Source organism: Leucothrix mucor DSM 2157 (assembly GCF_000419525.1).
GTDB classification, from domain to species: Bacteria; Pseudomonadota; Gammaproteobacteria; order Thiotrichales; family Thiotrichaceae; genus Leucothrix; species Leucothrix mucor.
Genome location: NZ_ATTE01000001.1, coordinates 2,199,582 through 2,214,531, shown reverse-complemented (window position 1 = coordinate 2,214,531; position 14,950 = coordinate 2,199,582). Strand labels below are relative to the sequence as shown.

Annotated in this window: 12 protein-coding genes; 10 read left to right on the top strand and 2 right to left on the bottom strand. The window is 47.0% G+C overall.

All coding sequences use genetic code 11. The features are described from left to right. Window positions 1-14 precede the first annotated feature (14 nt). Entirely contained in the window at window positions 15-881 is an 867-nt protein-coding gene (locus LEUMU_RS0109800) for a dioxygenase family protein (RefSeq protein WP_022952111.1), read from the top strand. 164 nt (window positions 882-1,045) lie between these two features. Here the strand turns inward: LEUMU_RS0109800 and LEUMU_RS0109795 are convergent, their stop codons facing one another. Next, window positions 1,046-1,582 carry a hemerythrin domain-containing protein gene (locus LEUMU_RS0109795; RefSeq protein ID WP_022952110.1) on the bottom strand — a complete coding sequence of 179 codons (537 nt, stop codon included), beginning with the start codon at window positions 1,580-1,582 and terminating at the stop codon, window positions 1,046-1,048. Window positions 1,583-1,761: 179 nt separating this feature from the next. Here LEUMU_RS0109795 and LEUMU_RS0109790 point away from each other — a divergent pair, with 179 nt between their 5' ends. The 9 genes from LEUMU_RS0109790 to LEUMU_RS0109755 all read left to right on the top strand — a co-directional run bounded on the left by LEUMU_RS0109790 (window position 1,762) and on the right by LEUMU_RS0109755 (window position 12,578). After that, a complete protein-coding gene (locus LEUMU_RS0109790; RefSeq protein WP_022952109.1) occupies window positions 1,762-2,613 on the top strand; it encodes a DUF3592 domain-containing protein in 852 nt (283 codons plus the stop codon). A gap of 187 nt (window positions 2,614-2,800) precedes the next feature. Continuing rightward, window positions 2,801-2,968: a hypothetical protein gene (locus LEUMU_RS29160; protein ID WP_245570696.1), complete on the top strand. Its 168-nt coding sequence runs from the start codon at window positions 2,801-2,803 to the stop codon at window positions 2,966-2,968. 5 nt (window positions 2,969-2,973) lie between these two features. Continuing rightward, a complete protein-coding gene (locus tag LEUMU_RS25500) occupies window positions 2,974-3,537 on the top strand; it encodes a dienelactone hydrolase family protein (RefSeq protein ID WP_425411594.1) in 564 nt (187 codons plus the stop codon). A gap of 68 nt (window positions 3,538-3,605) precedes the next feature. Next, entirely contained in the window at window positions 3,606-3,956 is a 351-nt protein-coding gene (locus tag LEUMU_RS0109780; RefSeq protein WP_022952108.1) for a hypothetical protein, read from the top strand. Between the two features lie 10 nt (window positions 3,957-3,966). Next, window positions 3,967-4,416, top strand: a complete 450-nt coding sequence (locus tag LEUMU_RS0109775) for a PIN domain-containing protein (protein ID WP_022952107.1) — start codon at window positions 3,967-3,969, stop codon at window positions 4,414-4,416. A gap of 163 nt (window positions 4,417-4,579) precedes the next feature. After that, window positions 4,580-6,061 (top strand): class I SAM-dependent DNA methyltransferase, encoded by a 1,482-nt coding sequence (locus tag LEUMU_RS0109770; protein ID WP_022952106.1) that lies wholly within the window; start codon window positions 4,580-4,582, stop codon window positions 6,059-6,061. Beyond that, window positions 6,058-7,266 (top strand): restriction endonuclease subunit S, encoded by a 1,209-nt coding sequence (locus tag LEUMU_RS27925; protein ID WP_022952105.1) that lies wholly within the window; start codon window positions 6,058-6,060, stop codon window positions 7,264-7,266. The genes LEUMU_RS0109770 and LEUMU_RS27925 overlap by 4 nt, the downstream gene beginning before the upstream one ends. Before the next feature lie 254 nt (window positions 7,267-7,520). Continuing rightward, the gene (locus tag LEUMU_RS0109760) at window positions 7,521-8,666 is read left to right on the top strand and encodes a Fic family protein (RefSeq protein ID WP_022952104.1); all 1,146 of its coding nucleotides are present in this window, start codon (window positions 7,521-7,523) and stop codon (window positions 8,664-8,666) included. 435 nt (window positions 8,667-9,101) lie between these two features. Then, the gene (locus LEUMU_RS0109755) at window positions 9,102-12,578 is read left to right on the top strand and encodes a DEAD/DEAH box helicase family protein (RefSeq protein WP_022952103.1); all 3,477 of its coding nucleotides are present in this window, start codon (window positions 9,102-9,104) and stop codon (window positions 12,576-12,578) included. Here LEUMU_RS0109755 and LEUMU_RS27920 read toward each other — a convergent pair. After that, on the bottom strand, window positions 12,575-14,848 hold the full coding sequence (locus LEUMU_RS27920; RefSeq protein WP_169446403.1) for a mechanosensitive ion channel domain-containing protein: 2,274 nt from the start codon (window positions 14,846-14,848) through the stop codon (window positions 12,575-12,577). The genes LEUMU_RS0109755 and LEUMU_RS27920 overlap by 4 nt on opposite strands. Between the last annotated feature and the right edge of the window lie 102 nt (window positions 14,849-14,950).

Sequence of the window (14,950 nt, the reverse complement as noted above, 5' to 3'; positions counted from 1 at the left end):
CGTGGAGGAATAAAATGCGTGATGTAAACAAAGACAATCTCACCGATGTATTCAACAGTTATATGGGGCCGGACGTGAACCCGCGCCTGCGTGAGGTGATGAGCTCCTTGGTGACACACTTGCACGACTTTGCCAAAGACGTGAGCCTGACCCATACCGAGTGGGAGCAGGGCATCTCATTTCTTGAACGCGCGGGCGAGATCTCCAATAAAGAACGCCATGAGTTTGTATTGCTGTCGGATGTGCTGGGGCTGTCGTCACTGGTGGATATGATTAACTCACGTTCTGAGGGCACTTCATCCAGCGTGTTAGGGCCATTTCATATCTCTGGCTCGCCTCCATTAGCCATTGGCGGCGACATGAAAGGTGATTTCCCCGGCCCTGTGTTATTGGTGGAAGGCATGGTCAAAAACGTGGATGGCGAACCGATTGAGGGTGCAACCTTGGATATCTGGCAAACGGCTCCCAATGGGCTTTATTCCAGCCAAGACCCTGATCAGGAAACCTATTCGTTTCATGGTATTCAAACCACGGCGGCTGATGGGCGCTATGGCTTTACCTCGGTGCGTCCGGTGGAATACACGGTGCCAACCGATGGCCCTGTGGGGGATATTTTGAATGCTTGCGGTCGTCATCCATGGCGTCCTTCGCATTTGCATTTTATTGTAAAAGCCGAGGGCTATCGGAATCTGGTGACTGAAGTATTTCCGGAAGATGACCCCTATTTAGATCAGGATACAGTGTTTGGCGTGCGTGAAGATTTAGTGATGCGCTACCAGATCATGTCAGCAGGAAGCTTTCCGAATGGCTTTGAGCTGTCAGGTAATGTGAATGATGCTTACCTGAAAGTGGACTTTGATCTGACCTTGGTAAAGGCTTGAAGCTGCTCTGTGGCTAGCCTAACAGCGTTATTAACCAGTCTTGGTTCATGGAGTAGCAAACCATAAAATCGAAACTCTCCCTCAGTCGATTTTTAAACCCTGACAAGACTGGTTTCATCGCGCCTCAGACTACAAAATCAGTCTGCGGCGTTTTTTATAGTGGCTTAGATATAAGTCTGGTTTGGATATTCCAGATGACGAATATGCAATGACAGGCCGAGTTTAGCCTTGTCGCTATCACTCAATATATCTTCAGCTAGCGGCAAAAAATACGCTTCCTCAAACTCTGCATGCGCCAGATAATCCTCTGCGAACTGCGTGAGTGCGGGGATATCCAGCTCCGTGGTTTTGCCTTTGGTGATTTTCTTCAGCGTCTTATCAATATTCTTCCAGCACTTCTCCAGATAGCGATGCTCTTCTATCAATCGGGCAATGTATCCACGCGCCAGCATGGCACTTTCAGGATGCTTTTTTAGCGACTCACGCACCGATTGAAATAACTCATATTCCTCATCGTCGTGATGTGGCTTAACGACTTTCTCAAAGAACTGGCGTAACTCTGCGGCTGTTTCTTGTGCCTCTTCAAAAGTATCCAGCTGGCCCAGTAATTTGGGTAGGGCTTTGAGTTTGCTGAATTCTAAAAGGATGCCATCGTGGCAGCCTGAAAAGTCGGTGATTGGATTGTCTAAGTTGACGCTCATGATAACTACTCAGAAGATGATTCTAGAGCGCTTAGCGTAGGGATTTTGCATGATTAGAGTCTTGACCTTAATCAAGAAAGGCAGGTACCCGCCGGATGCTAAAAACACCTTAGACCCCAGAGGCGATAAAGTTGTGACTATAATGAAACTACTCTAATGTATTTTTATGAGGAGGCGCGATGGACGCCCATCAAACATCCAGTTCGGAAGCCGATATTCTAGGCGCGGTGATTTGTAACTCCTGCGAGAGCCTTTATCAGGTTGCTGACAAACGATTAAGCTGTGAAAACTGCGGTCACTCATTGATGCTGGCGGAAGTCCCGGGGGACGCTCAGCGGCTTAACCTTGCGCTGCCTAAATTCTCATTGGCGGGAAAGTTGGCTGATGCCGCCGATCGGCAAATACAGTCTCAGGGCTTATTGTTTGAAAGTGGTGGTGAGTCGTTGCGAGAGCAAATGGAAGGGCACGTTTCTTGTGGTTGGTGCGGGGTACATTATGATGAGCGCCCCACCGATCCTAACTGCACCACCTGCGGCGGAGTGCTGCCTCCGCCACCTAGCCTTGACCTCGGCGATCCGCCACCTGTAACGCCACGCGCGCTCCCGCGTCAATTCCTGATGCGCCTTTATGGACGCTACGCTATCTCTGCCTGGGTTGGCGTGTTGATGATGGTATCTGCTATTGCAATCGCAGTGATGAGCGAATCGGCGTTGACTGCGCTAGTCTTATTTTTAGTTGGCTTGGCGCTCTCCAGTAATTTTTGGATAGCTCGCAAGCGCCACCGTGGACTGAAAGACGGCATACCGACGGAAGGCAAGATTGAATCGGTGCATCGTTATGGTGAGCAACAGAAAGGCTCCACGCCGATGTATCGGGTGTATTTTCGCTTTGAGGCCAATGGCGAGCCCGTGCGCAGTATGAAATTCACCTATGACTCTACCGTGGTCAATCACTTTGTTGGCGAGCCGGTTTGGGTGGTTTATTTGCCCTCAGAGCCCACTTGTTGTGATGTTTGGCCGCCATTGGCTTGAGAGTCTTTATCTTTATGGTGACAGAATCAGTGCTGTGATTGGGAAGCTATTAGTAGGCCAATCACTGATCCGCTTATAATACGGCAGGGCTGAATTTATATGTGCTGCAGTCAATTTTTGCCCTGATGGTTTAATTGCCTGACAATATCGACAGTAATTAATAAAGACACAAATACCGGAGTAAACAATGCAAACGCAAAACCATTACATACAATTAGAAACACCGACTGGCCCGATGCAAGCTCAGGTGTTTCGTCCGCAACAAGAAGGCGCTTTTCCTGCCATTATTTTTATTCCGAAATTTTTCAAATCACCGCCCCCATTGCACGAAGCGCTAACTTACTGGCGGGATTAGGTTTTGTGGTTGTTGTGCCCGAAGTGTTTCACGAACTTAACCCGATGGGCACCGTACTCGGTTACGACGACAGCGGTAAAGACAAAGGCAATAACGACAAGTTTGAAAAGCCACTGGAAGCCCACGATGACGACACACAAAGCATTATCGACTTCTGTTCGCAGCAAGACTATTGCACAGGAAAAATAGGTGCGATGGGTGTATGTTTGGGTGGCCATTTGGCGTTCCGCGCGGCTATCAACCCTGCAATAAAAAGTGCCTTCTGCTTATACGCCACCGATATTCACAGTGGCGCAATACCGAGCCAGCAAGGCAACGATACCTTAAGCCGCTCGTCCGATATTAAAGGTGAAGTGTTTATGGTGTTTGGTAAACAAGATCCACACGTGCCAGCTGAAGGGCGCTTGAAGCTTTACAGTATCTTTTTAACATCGGGCTTGAACTACCAGTGGCTAGAGTTGAATGCGGTGCACGCGTTTATGCGGGATGAGGGCGATCGCTATGATCCGGCATTGGCGCTGGAGATGTATGGGCGGGCTCGTGATTTCTTTTTGGGGAATTTAGGGTAGGGTCTAGATTCATTAAACACATATTTATGTGTTACACTTAATTATGTGTTTAATTTGGATGTAACATTATGAAATCAGCCACTGTTAATTTTACGGCGTCAGTCGAGCGCGACCTTCTGCGTCGCGCAAAGGTTATTGCAGCAAAGCACGATACTTCTGTGAATGCTTTGTTTAGCAATGAATTGCGCTATCTCGTTGAAACCTTCGAAGCGGCAGAAAGCACAGGCATTCATAACTATCAGGCTTTGGTTAACTTCTCTTTGGGTAAAGCGGAGGATATTGCGACGATGGAGGTATTGGGCTTAGATAACGAGGAGGACTTATTTCTTCTTATGGCTAAAGCGCACTTACCAATGCCTCGTTTATCTCCGGATCGAACAGCAAAAATGGTGGCGGATCTCAACGATTTACTAAACTGAGGTCTGCACTATGAATGTTATTTTAATTGCTGATGCAGGACCGCTGATTACTCTGGCCTATGCTGATGCTTTAGACGTGCTGTTCAAGCCCGGTTGGTCTGTTCAATTAGTGGATATGGTCGTTCATGAGGTTACCCGCAATGATACGCCGACTAGCCAAAAGATCTCTGACTGGATTGCTGAACATACTATTCCGGTGAAGCAGTCAGAGACTTATCAGCGCTACTCTGCTGCCCTGAGTGCAGGGCAGAATCCCCGTAAGTCAAATTTGGGCGAACTAGCAATTCAGGAACTGATGCAGCAGTTTGTGCTAACACAGCCACCAGAAATCGGCGTGTTTCTGTTTGAAGATCATAAGATTGCGCGAACCAGTTTTGTACTGCCTGATAATTGCAGGAAGATCAGTACCCGAGCATTTCTGGAGTTTCTTGAGCAGCACAATTGGATAGAATCAGCGTAGGCGATTGAGCGTAAAGCGGTGCTGGCTGGTCGCTCTTTTTCTCAACTAAGGTATCCTTAAGCGCCAACGACAATTGCCTATAAAATAGGCCAGAAGCGTTATACTACCCACCTTTCAAGCGTGTACAACGTACAACAACCCACAAAGGCTAGCAGCATACAATATGATTACCGGTGAATTAAAAAGCCAAGTTAATAAAATTTGGGAAGCGTTTTGGACAGGTGGAATCTCCAATCCACTCACGGTTATTGAGCAGTTCACATTCTTGCTATTCCTGCGTCGTTTGGATGAAAACCAACTGTTGGAAGAGAAAAAAGCCAACATGATGGGCATCGAAATGCAAAACCCCATCTATGCACCGGCCTACAAAAAATTGCGCTGGCACAGCTTTAAAAACGAAGACCCAGACAAGCTGTTTGAACTGTTTACACAGCCACAACTCGACGCCGATAACCTAACGGCTTTCGAGTTGATGAAACAGTTAGGCAGTGAAGCGGGTGTCTTTGCGAAATACATGAAGGGCGCAACTTTTATGATCCCCTCGCCGCGACTACTGGACCTTGTCGTGCAGCTGATCGACAAGATCAAAATGGACGATCGCGATACCAAGGGCGACCTCTACGAGTACCTGCTGTCAAAAATTGCCAGTGCGGGCACCAATGGCCAATTCCGAACACCTCGCCACATTATTAAAATGATGGTTGAGATGATGGAGCCAAATCAGGAAGACACGATTTGCGATCCTTCCTGTGGTACAGCCGGGTTCTTAGTCGCTGCCAGCGAGTACTTTCATGAACACAAGCCTGATGTGTTTCATGAGCCAGAGTTTCGCACACACTACAACAGCGACATGTTTACCGGTATCGAATTTGACAGCACCATGCTGCGTATCGGCGCGATGAACCTGCAGCTGCATGGCATCGAAAACCCAAACCTATTGGGCCGCGATGCACTCAGCGAAGCCAATGCAGACCAGCGTGATGTGTACAGCTTGGTTCTTGCCAATCCGCCGTTCAAAGGCTCGCTAGACTACGATAGTGTTGAAGATTCACTACTTAAAACCGTCAAAACCAAAAAGACCGAACTGCTGTTTCTTGGCCTGATGCTGCGCATGATGAAGATCGGTGGCCGCTGCGCGGTAATCGTTCCCGATGGCGTACTGTTTGGCTCATCCGGTGCGCACAAACAACTGCGTAAAACCCTCGTTGCAGGACACAAACTCGATGCTGTGATCTCCATGCCCAGCGGGGTATTTAAACCCTATGCTGGCGTTAGCACCGCGATTTTAGTGTTTACCAAGACCAATAACGGCGGCACTGACAATGTCTGGTTTTACGATATGCAAGCCGATGGATTTAGCCTCGATGACAAACGCGCCGAGATAAAAGACAGCGATATTTCCGATATTATCCAACGCTTTAAACAACGTGATCAGGAAACTGACCGCGAACGCACCGACCGCAGCTTTTTAGTCCCGTTTAAAGAAATAGAAACAAACGATTGGGACTTGAGCATCAACCGCTATAAAGAAGTCGTGTATGAGGAAGTGGAGTATGCGCCGCCAGCGGAAATTATTGCTGAGATAGAAGCATTGGATAAAGAGCGGGCTGAGGCTTTGCGGGTTTTGAAGGAGTTGTTAGCGTGAGTGAACGTTTGAATAAGCTGCCGAGAAACTGGAAGTGGGTAGCACTGGGTGATGTTGCAACTCTTGTCAACGGTAGAGCCTACAAGAAAAATGAGCTATTAGACTCTGGTCCAGTACCAGTTCTTCGTGTTGGTAACTTTTTTTCAAATCGAGGTTGGTACTATTCCGATCTCGAATTACCCGCAGACAAGTATTGCGAAAAGGGCGACCTTCTTTTTGCATGGTCAGCATCGTTTGGTCCAAAAATATGGGATGGGCCAAAAGTCATATACCACTATCACATTTGGAAGATCCTGACGTCACCAGATATTGATAAGTACTACCTATACTATTTACTAGGCTCTATTTCAGCTGAGATAAAATCAGAGGGAAATGGAATTGCAATGATCCATGCAACAAAGGGAGGAATGGAAAAGCGAGTAATCCCACTTCCACCTTTGGCTGAGCAACAAAAAATTGCCGCCATTTTGGATGCGGCGGATCAGTTAAGACAAAAAGACCAGCAGCTGATTGGGCACTATACTGCGCTTGGTCAGTCGCTGTTTTTGGAGATGTTTGGTGATCCTGTGAATAATCCGAAGGGGTGGGATGTAACCGTTTTTAGTAATTGTCTTGATGATATTCTCGGCGGTAAAAGTGTTGGGGGAGATGAGCGGGCATTACGACCTGATGAGAAAGCAGTTATAAAAATTAGCGCTGTAACATCAGGTTTTTTTAACTCTAACCAATACAAAGTTGTTGAGTGTTCTAAAGTACCTAAAGCTTTAATTCATCCGCAAGAGGGCGACTTGCTATTTAGCCGGGCAAACACTCACGAGCTTGTCGGTGCAACCTGCATTGTTGATGCCGATTATGAAAACTTGTTCTTACCAGATAAAATTTGGCGCTTGGACTTGAAACAATCCAAAGCTGCTAATTGGTATATAAAGTCTTTACTGAGTCATGATGGGTTCAGAGAAAACTTGAGGAAGGTAGCAACAGGAAGTAGTGGTTCTATGTTGAATATATCAAAAGCGAAATTAAAACAACTTATCGTGCCACTGCCGCCGTACAACTTACAGATGCAGTTTGGTCAACATTTGCAACTCATTGAACAACAAAAACAACAAGCCCAAGCTGCCTTGGAAAAATCTGAAGCGCTTTTCAATATCCTGCTACAACGAGCCTTCAAAGGCGAGTTAACCCAAAGCACTGTCGTCACCTAACCACCTAACCACTTAAACAAAGCTAAGGAATTGTGCAGACACTGTCTGCGCAATGTTGCAGGAACTTGCACTAAGGTGTTTCTTATTCTAGAAAGGTAGGTATTTTCTGAAATAAGGTTTTTCTTAATGCAGGAACTTGCACTAAGGTATTTCTTATTCTAGAAAAGTAGGTAGTTTCTGAAATAAAGTTTTTCTTATTGCAAGAACTTGCACTAAGATATTTCTTATTCTAGAAACTAGGTGTTTTCTGACATATGAATTTATCAGACTATCAAGCGGGAGCTTATGAAGCTCAATATCAATATGAAAGCTTCCTTCCATCATCGATCAACCAAGCATGGATGATTTCAGATTCGAAGATACAACGGTTGATCAGCCAAGCAGATCGCGCACTCGGACAGCTGAATGCCTTCTCGCAACTAGTGCCGAATGTCGACTTTTTTATTCAGATGTATGTTGCAAAAGAGGCAACATACTCAAGTCGAATCGAAGGTATGCAAACTAATGTTGAAGATGTATTCAAGGATGCCGATGATGTTTCACCTGAAAAGCGCAATGATTGGGATGAAGTGCAAAACTACATCCAAGCCATGAATTTTGCTGTTGAACGCCTATCAACACTGCCATTATCCAATCGCTTGCTGAAAGAAACACACGCAATTTTGCTACAAGGTGTGCGAGGTGAGACAAAGCATCCTGGTGAATTTAGGACCAGTCAAAACTGGATTGGCGTCAGTCTTAAAAATGCTGCGTTTGTCCCTCCTCATCATAATCGCGTGCCTGATCTGATGAGTGATATGGAGAAATTCCTTCATGAAGACACTTACTATGTTTCACCGTTGGTGAAAATAGCTCTTGCTCACTATCAGTTTGAAACAATACATCCTTTTCTTGATGGCAACGGACGTTTGGGTCGTTTGATGATCCCACTCTATTTGTCGTCTGAGCAGATTCTGTCAAAGCCAGCACTTTACCTTTCAGATTACTTTGAGCGACATAAGACCGCTTATGTTGACCACTTAATGGCTGTAAGAGAGGGAAACCATTTATATGAGTGGTTGGTGTTCTTCTTGCATGGCGTGGAGGAAACGGCTTTATCATCAATCACAGTCTTTAAGAATATTCTCATTCTAAAAGAGCGGATAGAGAGAGAGGTCTTGCCACGTTTCACTATGCGCCGTCAGGATAATGCACAAAAGTTGATGCGATATCTGTATAAAAAACCTGTGATTGATGCAAAAACGGTGGGGCGTTATCTTGATGTCGCACCAAATACCGCAGGGGCATTTATTGCGGATCTTGTAGAACAAGGCGTTTTATCAGAAATGACGGGGCAGCGTCGAAATCGCCTATACCTGTTCCGTGAGTATATTGAGCTATTCTCAAGAGAAAACTCATAGTTAAATTTTCGGAAGCATTTTCTGATCAAAACATTGTGCACGCACTGCGTGCACAATTGATCCCTCTGTGTAAAACCCACTCCTTTCGTTTGTTGGTATGTTAAACGTAGCGCCAAAGTCTGAAAAATTCTGATAAGACAGCAGAGAAATCACCAAAAAGCATAGTGAGTTTGGTTTTTACTGAGTTGTTTCATAACCAGACTTATAAAATTCCAGAGTTAAATGACACCTACACCATAGAAATTCCAGAGATAAACCAAACTCGCCGCCACCACAAAGGCCAATGGTTCTATAAAACAAGCGCCTTCCGACGCAGGAGGCGAAGCGTTTTTATAGAACCATTGGCCGTCCCCCTCATTAGCTGTAATATGTGTTCAAAACTCGGTCATCACTAACGTGAAGTCTTCGAAAAAGACTAAAAGGTAACGCCTCCTAATGAGCAATTTCACATTCATCAAAGCAGACTTCCCGCAGCTCTATGACGACGTGCTGGAGGCCGAGCGCTTTGCATTTGACTCTCCAACGGCCACCGCCATTTTTTGCCGCAGTACCTTGGAAAATGCCATTAACTGGCTCTACGAACATGACCGAAAGCTCACTCGCCCTTGGCAAACCGATTTGAACTCGCTGATGCTGGAGCATTGCTTTGTTGAGCAGTTTAATCAGACGTTACTAAGTGAGCTGCATCTGGTGCGTAAGTACGGTAACCAAGCGGCTCATGGCAAGAAGGTCAGTGAAAGTAATGGACTGGCTTCGCTTAAGTATTTATTCCGGTTTCTGCGCCATTTGGCGATTTATTACGGCAAGCAAGAGCCTAAGTCGCAGGTGTTTGATGAGGCGCTGATTCCGCGACCGGTGACTAAGCAGCTAAGTAGTAAGGATGATGCGAAGCGCGTTAAGAAGCTTCAGGATAATCTTGATTATAAAAATCGCGAGATGCGCAAGGCTGAAGAACAGCTAGCGGAGCACGCCAAAGTAAATAAGCAGCTTAAGGCTGAGCTGGAGCAATCAAAGCTAGAGATGGCAGCCTTGAGGTTGCAGCGTGAGCAGTCGGTTGATATTAAAACAGCGGTGCCGCTGGAGGAGTCGGAAGCAGACACGCGTCGCCGTTATATTGATGTGAATTTGCAGGAAAGTGGCTGGGATAATCTGCGTGAAGGCTATGAGCTGGAGTACAAAGTGCGTGGTATGCCTGCTAGTACCAATCCCAGTGGTGCTGGTTCTGTCGATTATGTGCTATGGGGTGATGATGCCTTGCCGCTGGCGGTGATCGAGGCTAAAAAGAGTTTGTCGGATGCGCGTAAAGGTAAGCACCAGGCGGAGCTTTACGCCGATTGTTTGGAGGCGATGCATGGCCAACGTCCGGTGATTTTTTACAGTAATGGCTTTGAGACCTTTCTGTGGGATGACCAGTTTTATGCTGAGCGGGAGGTGCAGGGTTTTTATAGCAAGGATGAGTTGCAACTACTGATTGATCGCCGCCGCACTCGTACCGACCCGCGTGAGTTTACGGTGAATCCGGAGATTGCGGGAAAAGGGCGTCCTTATCAGTTGGAGGCGGTTACCCGCGTTGCGGAAAATAGTGTGGCGATGAGTGCCAATGGCGAGCTACGTGGGCGTGCTCGCCGCAGCTTATTAGTGATGGCCACGGGTAGCGGTAAAACGCGAACGGCGGCGGCAATTGTCGATATGTTTAGTAAGTGCAACTGGGTGAAGCGAGTACTGTTTTTGGCAGATCGCAATGCTTTGGTGGCGCAGGCTAAAAAGTCGTTTAATGAAACCCTGCCAAACCTTACGGCGATTGATTTGACCAAAGATAAGGAGACGGAAGGCACGCGTCTGGTGTTCTCAACTTATCCCACGATTATGAACCGGATTGATCGCTTGGATGAGAGTGGGCAGCGGTTTTATGGCGTGGGTAATTTTGATCTGATTATTGTGGATGAGGCGCATCGCTCGGTTTATCAAAAGTATCGCGCTATTTTTGACTATTTCGATGCCATGGTGGTGGGGCTGACCGCCACGCCTAAGACTGAGGTTGACCACAATACCTATGGCTTGTTTGGTATTCAGGATGATAACCCGACCTTTGCTTATGAGCTGGATAGTGCGGTGCGCGAGAAGCATTTGGTGCCGCCAAAAGCGATCTCTGTGCCACTGAAGTTTGTGCGTGAGGGGATTAAATACAATCAGCTGTCAAAAGAAGAGAAGAAGCAATACGAAGAGAAATTTGGTGACCCTACTGCTGGCGAAGCGCCGGATGAAATTGGTAGTGCCGCGCTAAATAAGTGGCTGTTTAACACGGATACGGTTGATCAGGTGTTGGCTTACCTGATGGATAATGGCATTAAAGTTCAGGGTGGCGACCGGCTGGGTAAAACGATTATCTTCGCTAAGAATCATGAACATGCTTTGTTTATTGAAGAACGCTTTAATCTCAATTTTCATGAGCATTCTAACTCGGGTCATTTCTTGCGGGTGATTGATAATTATGAGTCTAAGGCGCAAAACCTGTTAGAGATATTCACAGATAAGTATGCGGATAATGACCCACAGATTGCGGTGTCGGTCGATATGATGGATACCGGTGTGGATGCGCCTCGGGTAGTGAATCTGGTGTTCTTTAAGCAGGTGAAGTCCTCGACGAAGTTCTGGCAGATGATTGGGCGTGGTACGCGTTTATGCCCTGATTTATTTGGGCCGGGTGAGGATAAAGAGCACTTTTTGATTTTCGATTATTGCCAGAATTTTGAGTTTTTTGATGTTAATCCAGAAGGTATTGAAGGCAAGCTGGTGAAGAGCCTGACGCAGAAAATTTTTGAGGCGAAGCTGGAGCTGGGCTTATTGATTCGTGAAAAGGCGGATAGTAATGATGAGCTGCGGGCTTTGGGTGAGACGTATCTGAGTGAGTTGCAGCGGGCTGTAGCGGCGATGGATCGGTCGCGTTTTGTGATAAAGGCCAAATTGAGGATGGTTGTCGAGTTTAGCGAGGCAGCGCGTTGGCAGAATCTATCGAAAACCGATATGGCTGAGATCAATAGCTCATTATCGGGCCTTGTAATGCCTGCGGCTGAAGATGATGAGCTGGCACGCCGTTTTGATGTATTGATTTTGAATTATCAGCTGGCGTTACTCAGTGGCGCGCATAGCACTGAGCGCTACGTTTCTAAGATTAATTCCATCGCTGGGGCGTTGCTGAAGAAGCAAAATATTGATGAGGTTGGTCGGCAGGTTCCACTACTTAAGTCGCTTCAGACTGAGATATTTTGGCAGGCTGTGAATGTAAATCGCTTGGATGAGGTGCGCATTGCCTTGCGTGACCTGATGAAGTATTTGGATAAAGAAAAGCAGGCTAATGTGCGGACTGAGTTTGAGGATACCTTGGATCATTCTGCAGTGAAGGAGCATGATCTAATGCCGGCTTATGGCCGCTTGCAGAGCTATCAGGATCGTGTAGCTTCCTATGTGCGAAACCATAATGATCATTTGGTGATACAGAAGCTGAAATTTAATAAGCCGATTACGGAGTTGGATATTCAGTCGCTGGAGACTATTTTATTTGATGGCGTGACTGTGGGCACTAAGGAGGACTATCTTCAGCACTATGGCGATAAGCCACTGGGCGAGTTTATCCGTAGCATTGTGGGGCTTGATGTGGCGGCAGCTCAGGGGGCATTTGCTGAGTTTATTCAGGCCGGAACACTGCGGGCTGACCAGATGACATTCATTAACACGATTATTACTCATCTCACCAAAAACGGAACGATTGACCGAAAGATGTTGTTCGAGCCGCCGTTTACGAATATTCATGATCAGGGCTTGTTTGGTGTGTTTGATGATCAGGAAGTAGGCAAGGTCATTCGCTTGATTGATCAAGTAAATAGCAATGCCTTAGTCGCGGCAGTCGCTTAAGGCTCTTCTACATCCTGATAATCATTACGTGCCATTCGAATAATTTGCTGTGGCGGTGGTATTTTAATACCGGCCTTTCGAAACGCTTTATCAATAGCCAGATTAATCTCACTGGTGGTGACGATAATCAGCTCCACATCACGAATATGGCAGCGTAATTCAAAGTTCATCGCGCTATCACCAAAGCTACGGAATAAGGCCTGAATAGGCATATCCTCATTATCAAGCAGCACAAGCGGGTGGTTCTCTGCCACGCCAATGAGGATTTTCATTACCTGTTCGGTATCGGTGCCATAGGCGATACGCAGTGGAACAATGATGCGTCCGAACTGGTTGTGGAGCATCATATTGGTTACTTGGGTCGAGATCAGCTCCGAGTTCGGCACAATAATATCGGCACGGTCGAAGGTCTGAATCACGGTCGAGCGGATGCTGATGTCTTTGACATAACCCTCCGACACACCCACTTTAATCCAGTCACCGCGACGAATCGGGCGCTCAAACAGCAGGATTAGGCCGGAGATAAAGTTATTAACGATATTCTGTAAACCGAAACCAATACCCAGCGATAAGGCTCCGGCGATAATGGCCAGGCTACCCAGATTAATCCCCGCCACCGAAAGCCCGATCAGGATTGCCAGCGCAACGCCGGTGTAGCCGGTAATGGTTACCGTTGCATCTCTAGCGCCACGGCTAAGGTTAGTGCGTTTTAGCCAGCTGGTGGATAAGCTGCGTTTTACAAACTGGGTTAGCAGCATGACGGCGGGGAGTATTAATAAGCCACTAAGAATCCGTATGGGCTCCAGCGTAAATCCACCGATCTCATAGCCATCCATAATGCCGGATAACATTAAGCTGATGCTTTGCTCAGACATCCCCCACAAGCTGAGCAGGCTAATCACAATCACGCTGCCAACAACCAGCAAATGCGCCAGTCGCAGCCAGATTAAACCTGGCACAATCTGGCCTTCAACCAGCCCCATTCTATAGCGTAGCTTTTGCTGCCATGACCCGCTGGCATCATCGAGGCTATCAAACAGCTCGACAGGGATACGCATCAATAACCAACCAATCAGCAGAATGAAAATCGTGCCGAAAACGCCCTGAAACAGTAGGGCGGCAAAGTTGTTATAGCCCAGCCAGAGCGCGATAACGGAGACTAGTAAAATGGTGATGCCGGCCAGATGAAGATACCAGTCACGAACCACATTAAGGTGTTTGCGCAGTAGCCATAGCACTCGCATCATGGCAAAACTGGCGAGGGTTTTTAGCAAGATAATCAGCAGGCCGCTTAGATGACCATGGCTAATATCCTGAAAGCGGATGGCTTTGAGCAGCAAGGCCAGCAGGAAGGTTAAGAGAAGTAATTTCCCCCAGAAAAACAGTTTTTTACTGGTGCCGGGTAATAGCGGATTAAACCCATTTAGCCGCGTTTTTGGGCGTATCATGGCCCGAAAAATGGCATAGCTGATGGTAAATACCAGCAAGATGCCGGATACCTCGGTGATGATCGGCAGCTCAGGTGGCGAGAATATGAAATATAAACGGGTCGCGCCGAAGAAGAACAGGAAGGGAGCCACCCGAATGGTGCTATTCCAGACCGTTGCTAGCGCGGGGCTGGTCTTGAGGAGTTCTGGTTCTTGTTTACCGGATTCGGATTGCCGCCGTTTGTGAATGCTCCAGAACAAACCAATGAACATGCCGAGTAGGCCGTATGCCAATGCCTGATACGTATTCCTCAGGTTTATCGGAAGTGTGGAGAGGCTCACGCCGATCTGGACACTTTCCTCAATCAGGCTCTCTGGCTTGTTGATAATTTCAGAGATGAAGTCAAAGCCGGATGAACCCTGAGCGAATAGGTGTTGTTGCAGTAGCGTTTGTCCGGCTTTATAGGCGCGTTCCTGCAAGTCACTGGCTTTGAGCTTTAGGAGTCGGCATTGGGCTAGTGTTTTTTCGATATCAGCTTGATCGGCTTCAAGCTTTTTGCGGGGAGCATCCAACTCATCAAAGGAGCTGGCAACCCCCAAGCTTTTAATCGACTCGACGACTTTGGCGAGCTTGGCTTCCTGCTCCTGAATGCACGCATCGGCGTATTTTATAATGGGCTGAGCATCGCTTGTAAGCTTGCTGAGAACTTTTTGGTCGTCCAGATTTTTGCTCAGTAACTCATCTGCCTGATCAAGCTGGCGTGAGTATTCATTCCAGTCCAATACCGGAACGGAGCCGTTTTCAGCCGCGTGCAGTCCCGTCGTTAGCAGGAGAAAACTCAACAGAAAAATGAGCTGAAGACTAATAATGTGTGATCTGAGCATAGGCTTAGTAGTATACGTCAACCGTTTGGAAACGATTCTAAAAAATGTTTTATGCGCGTT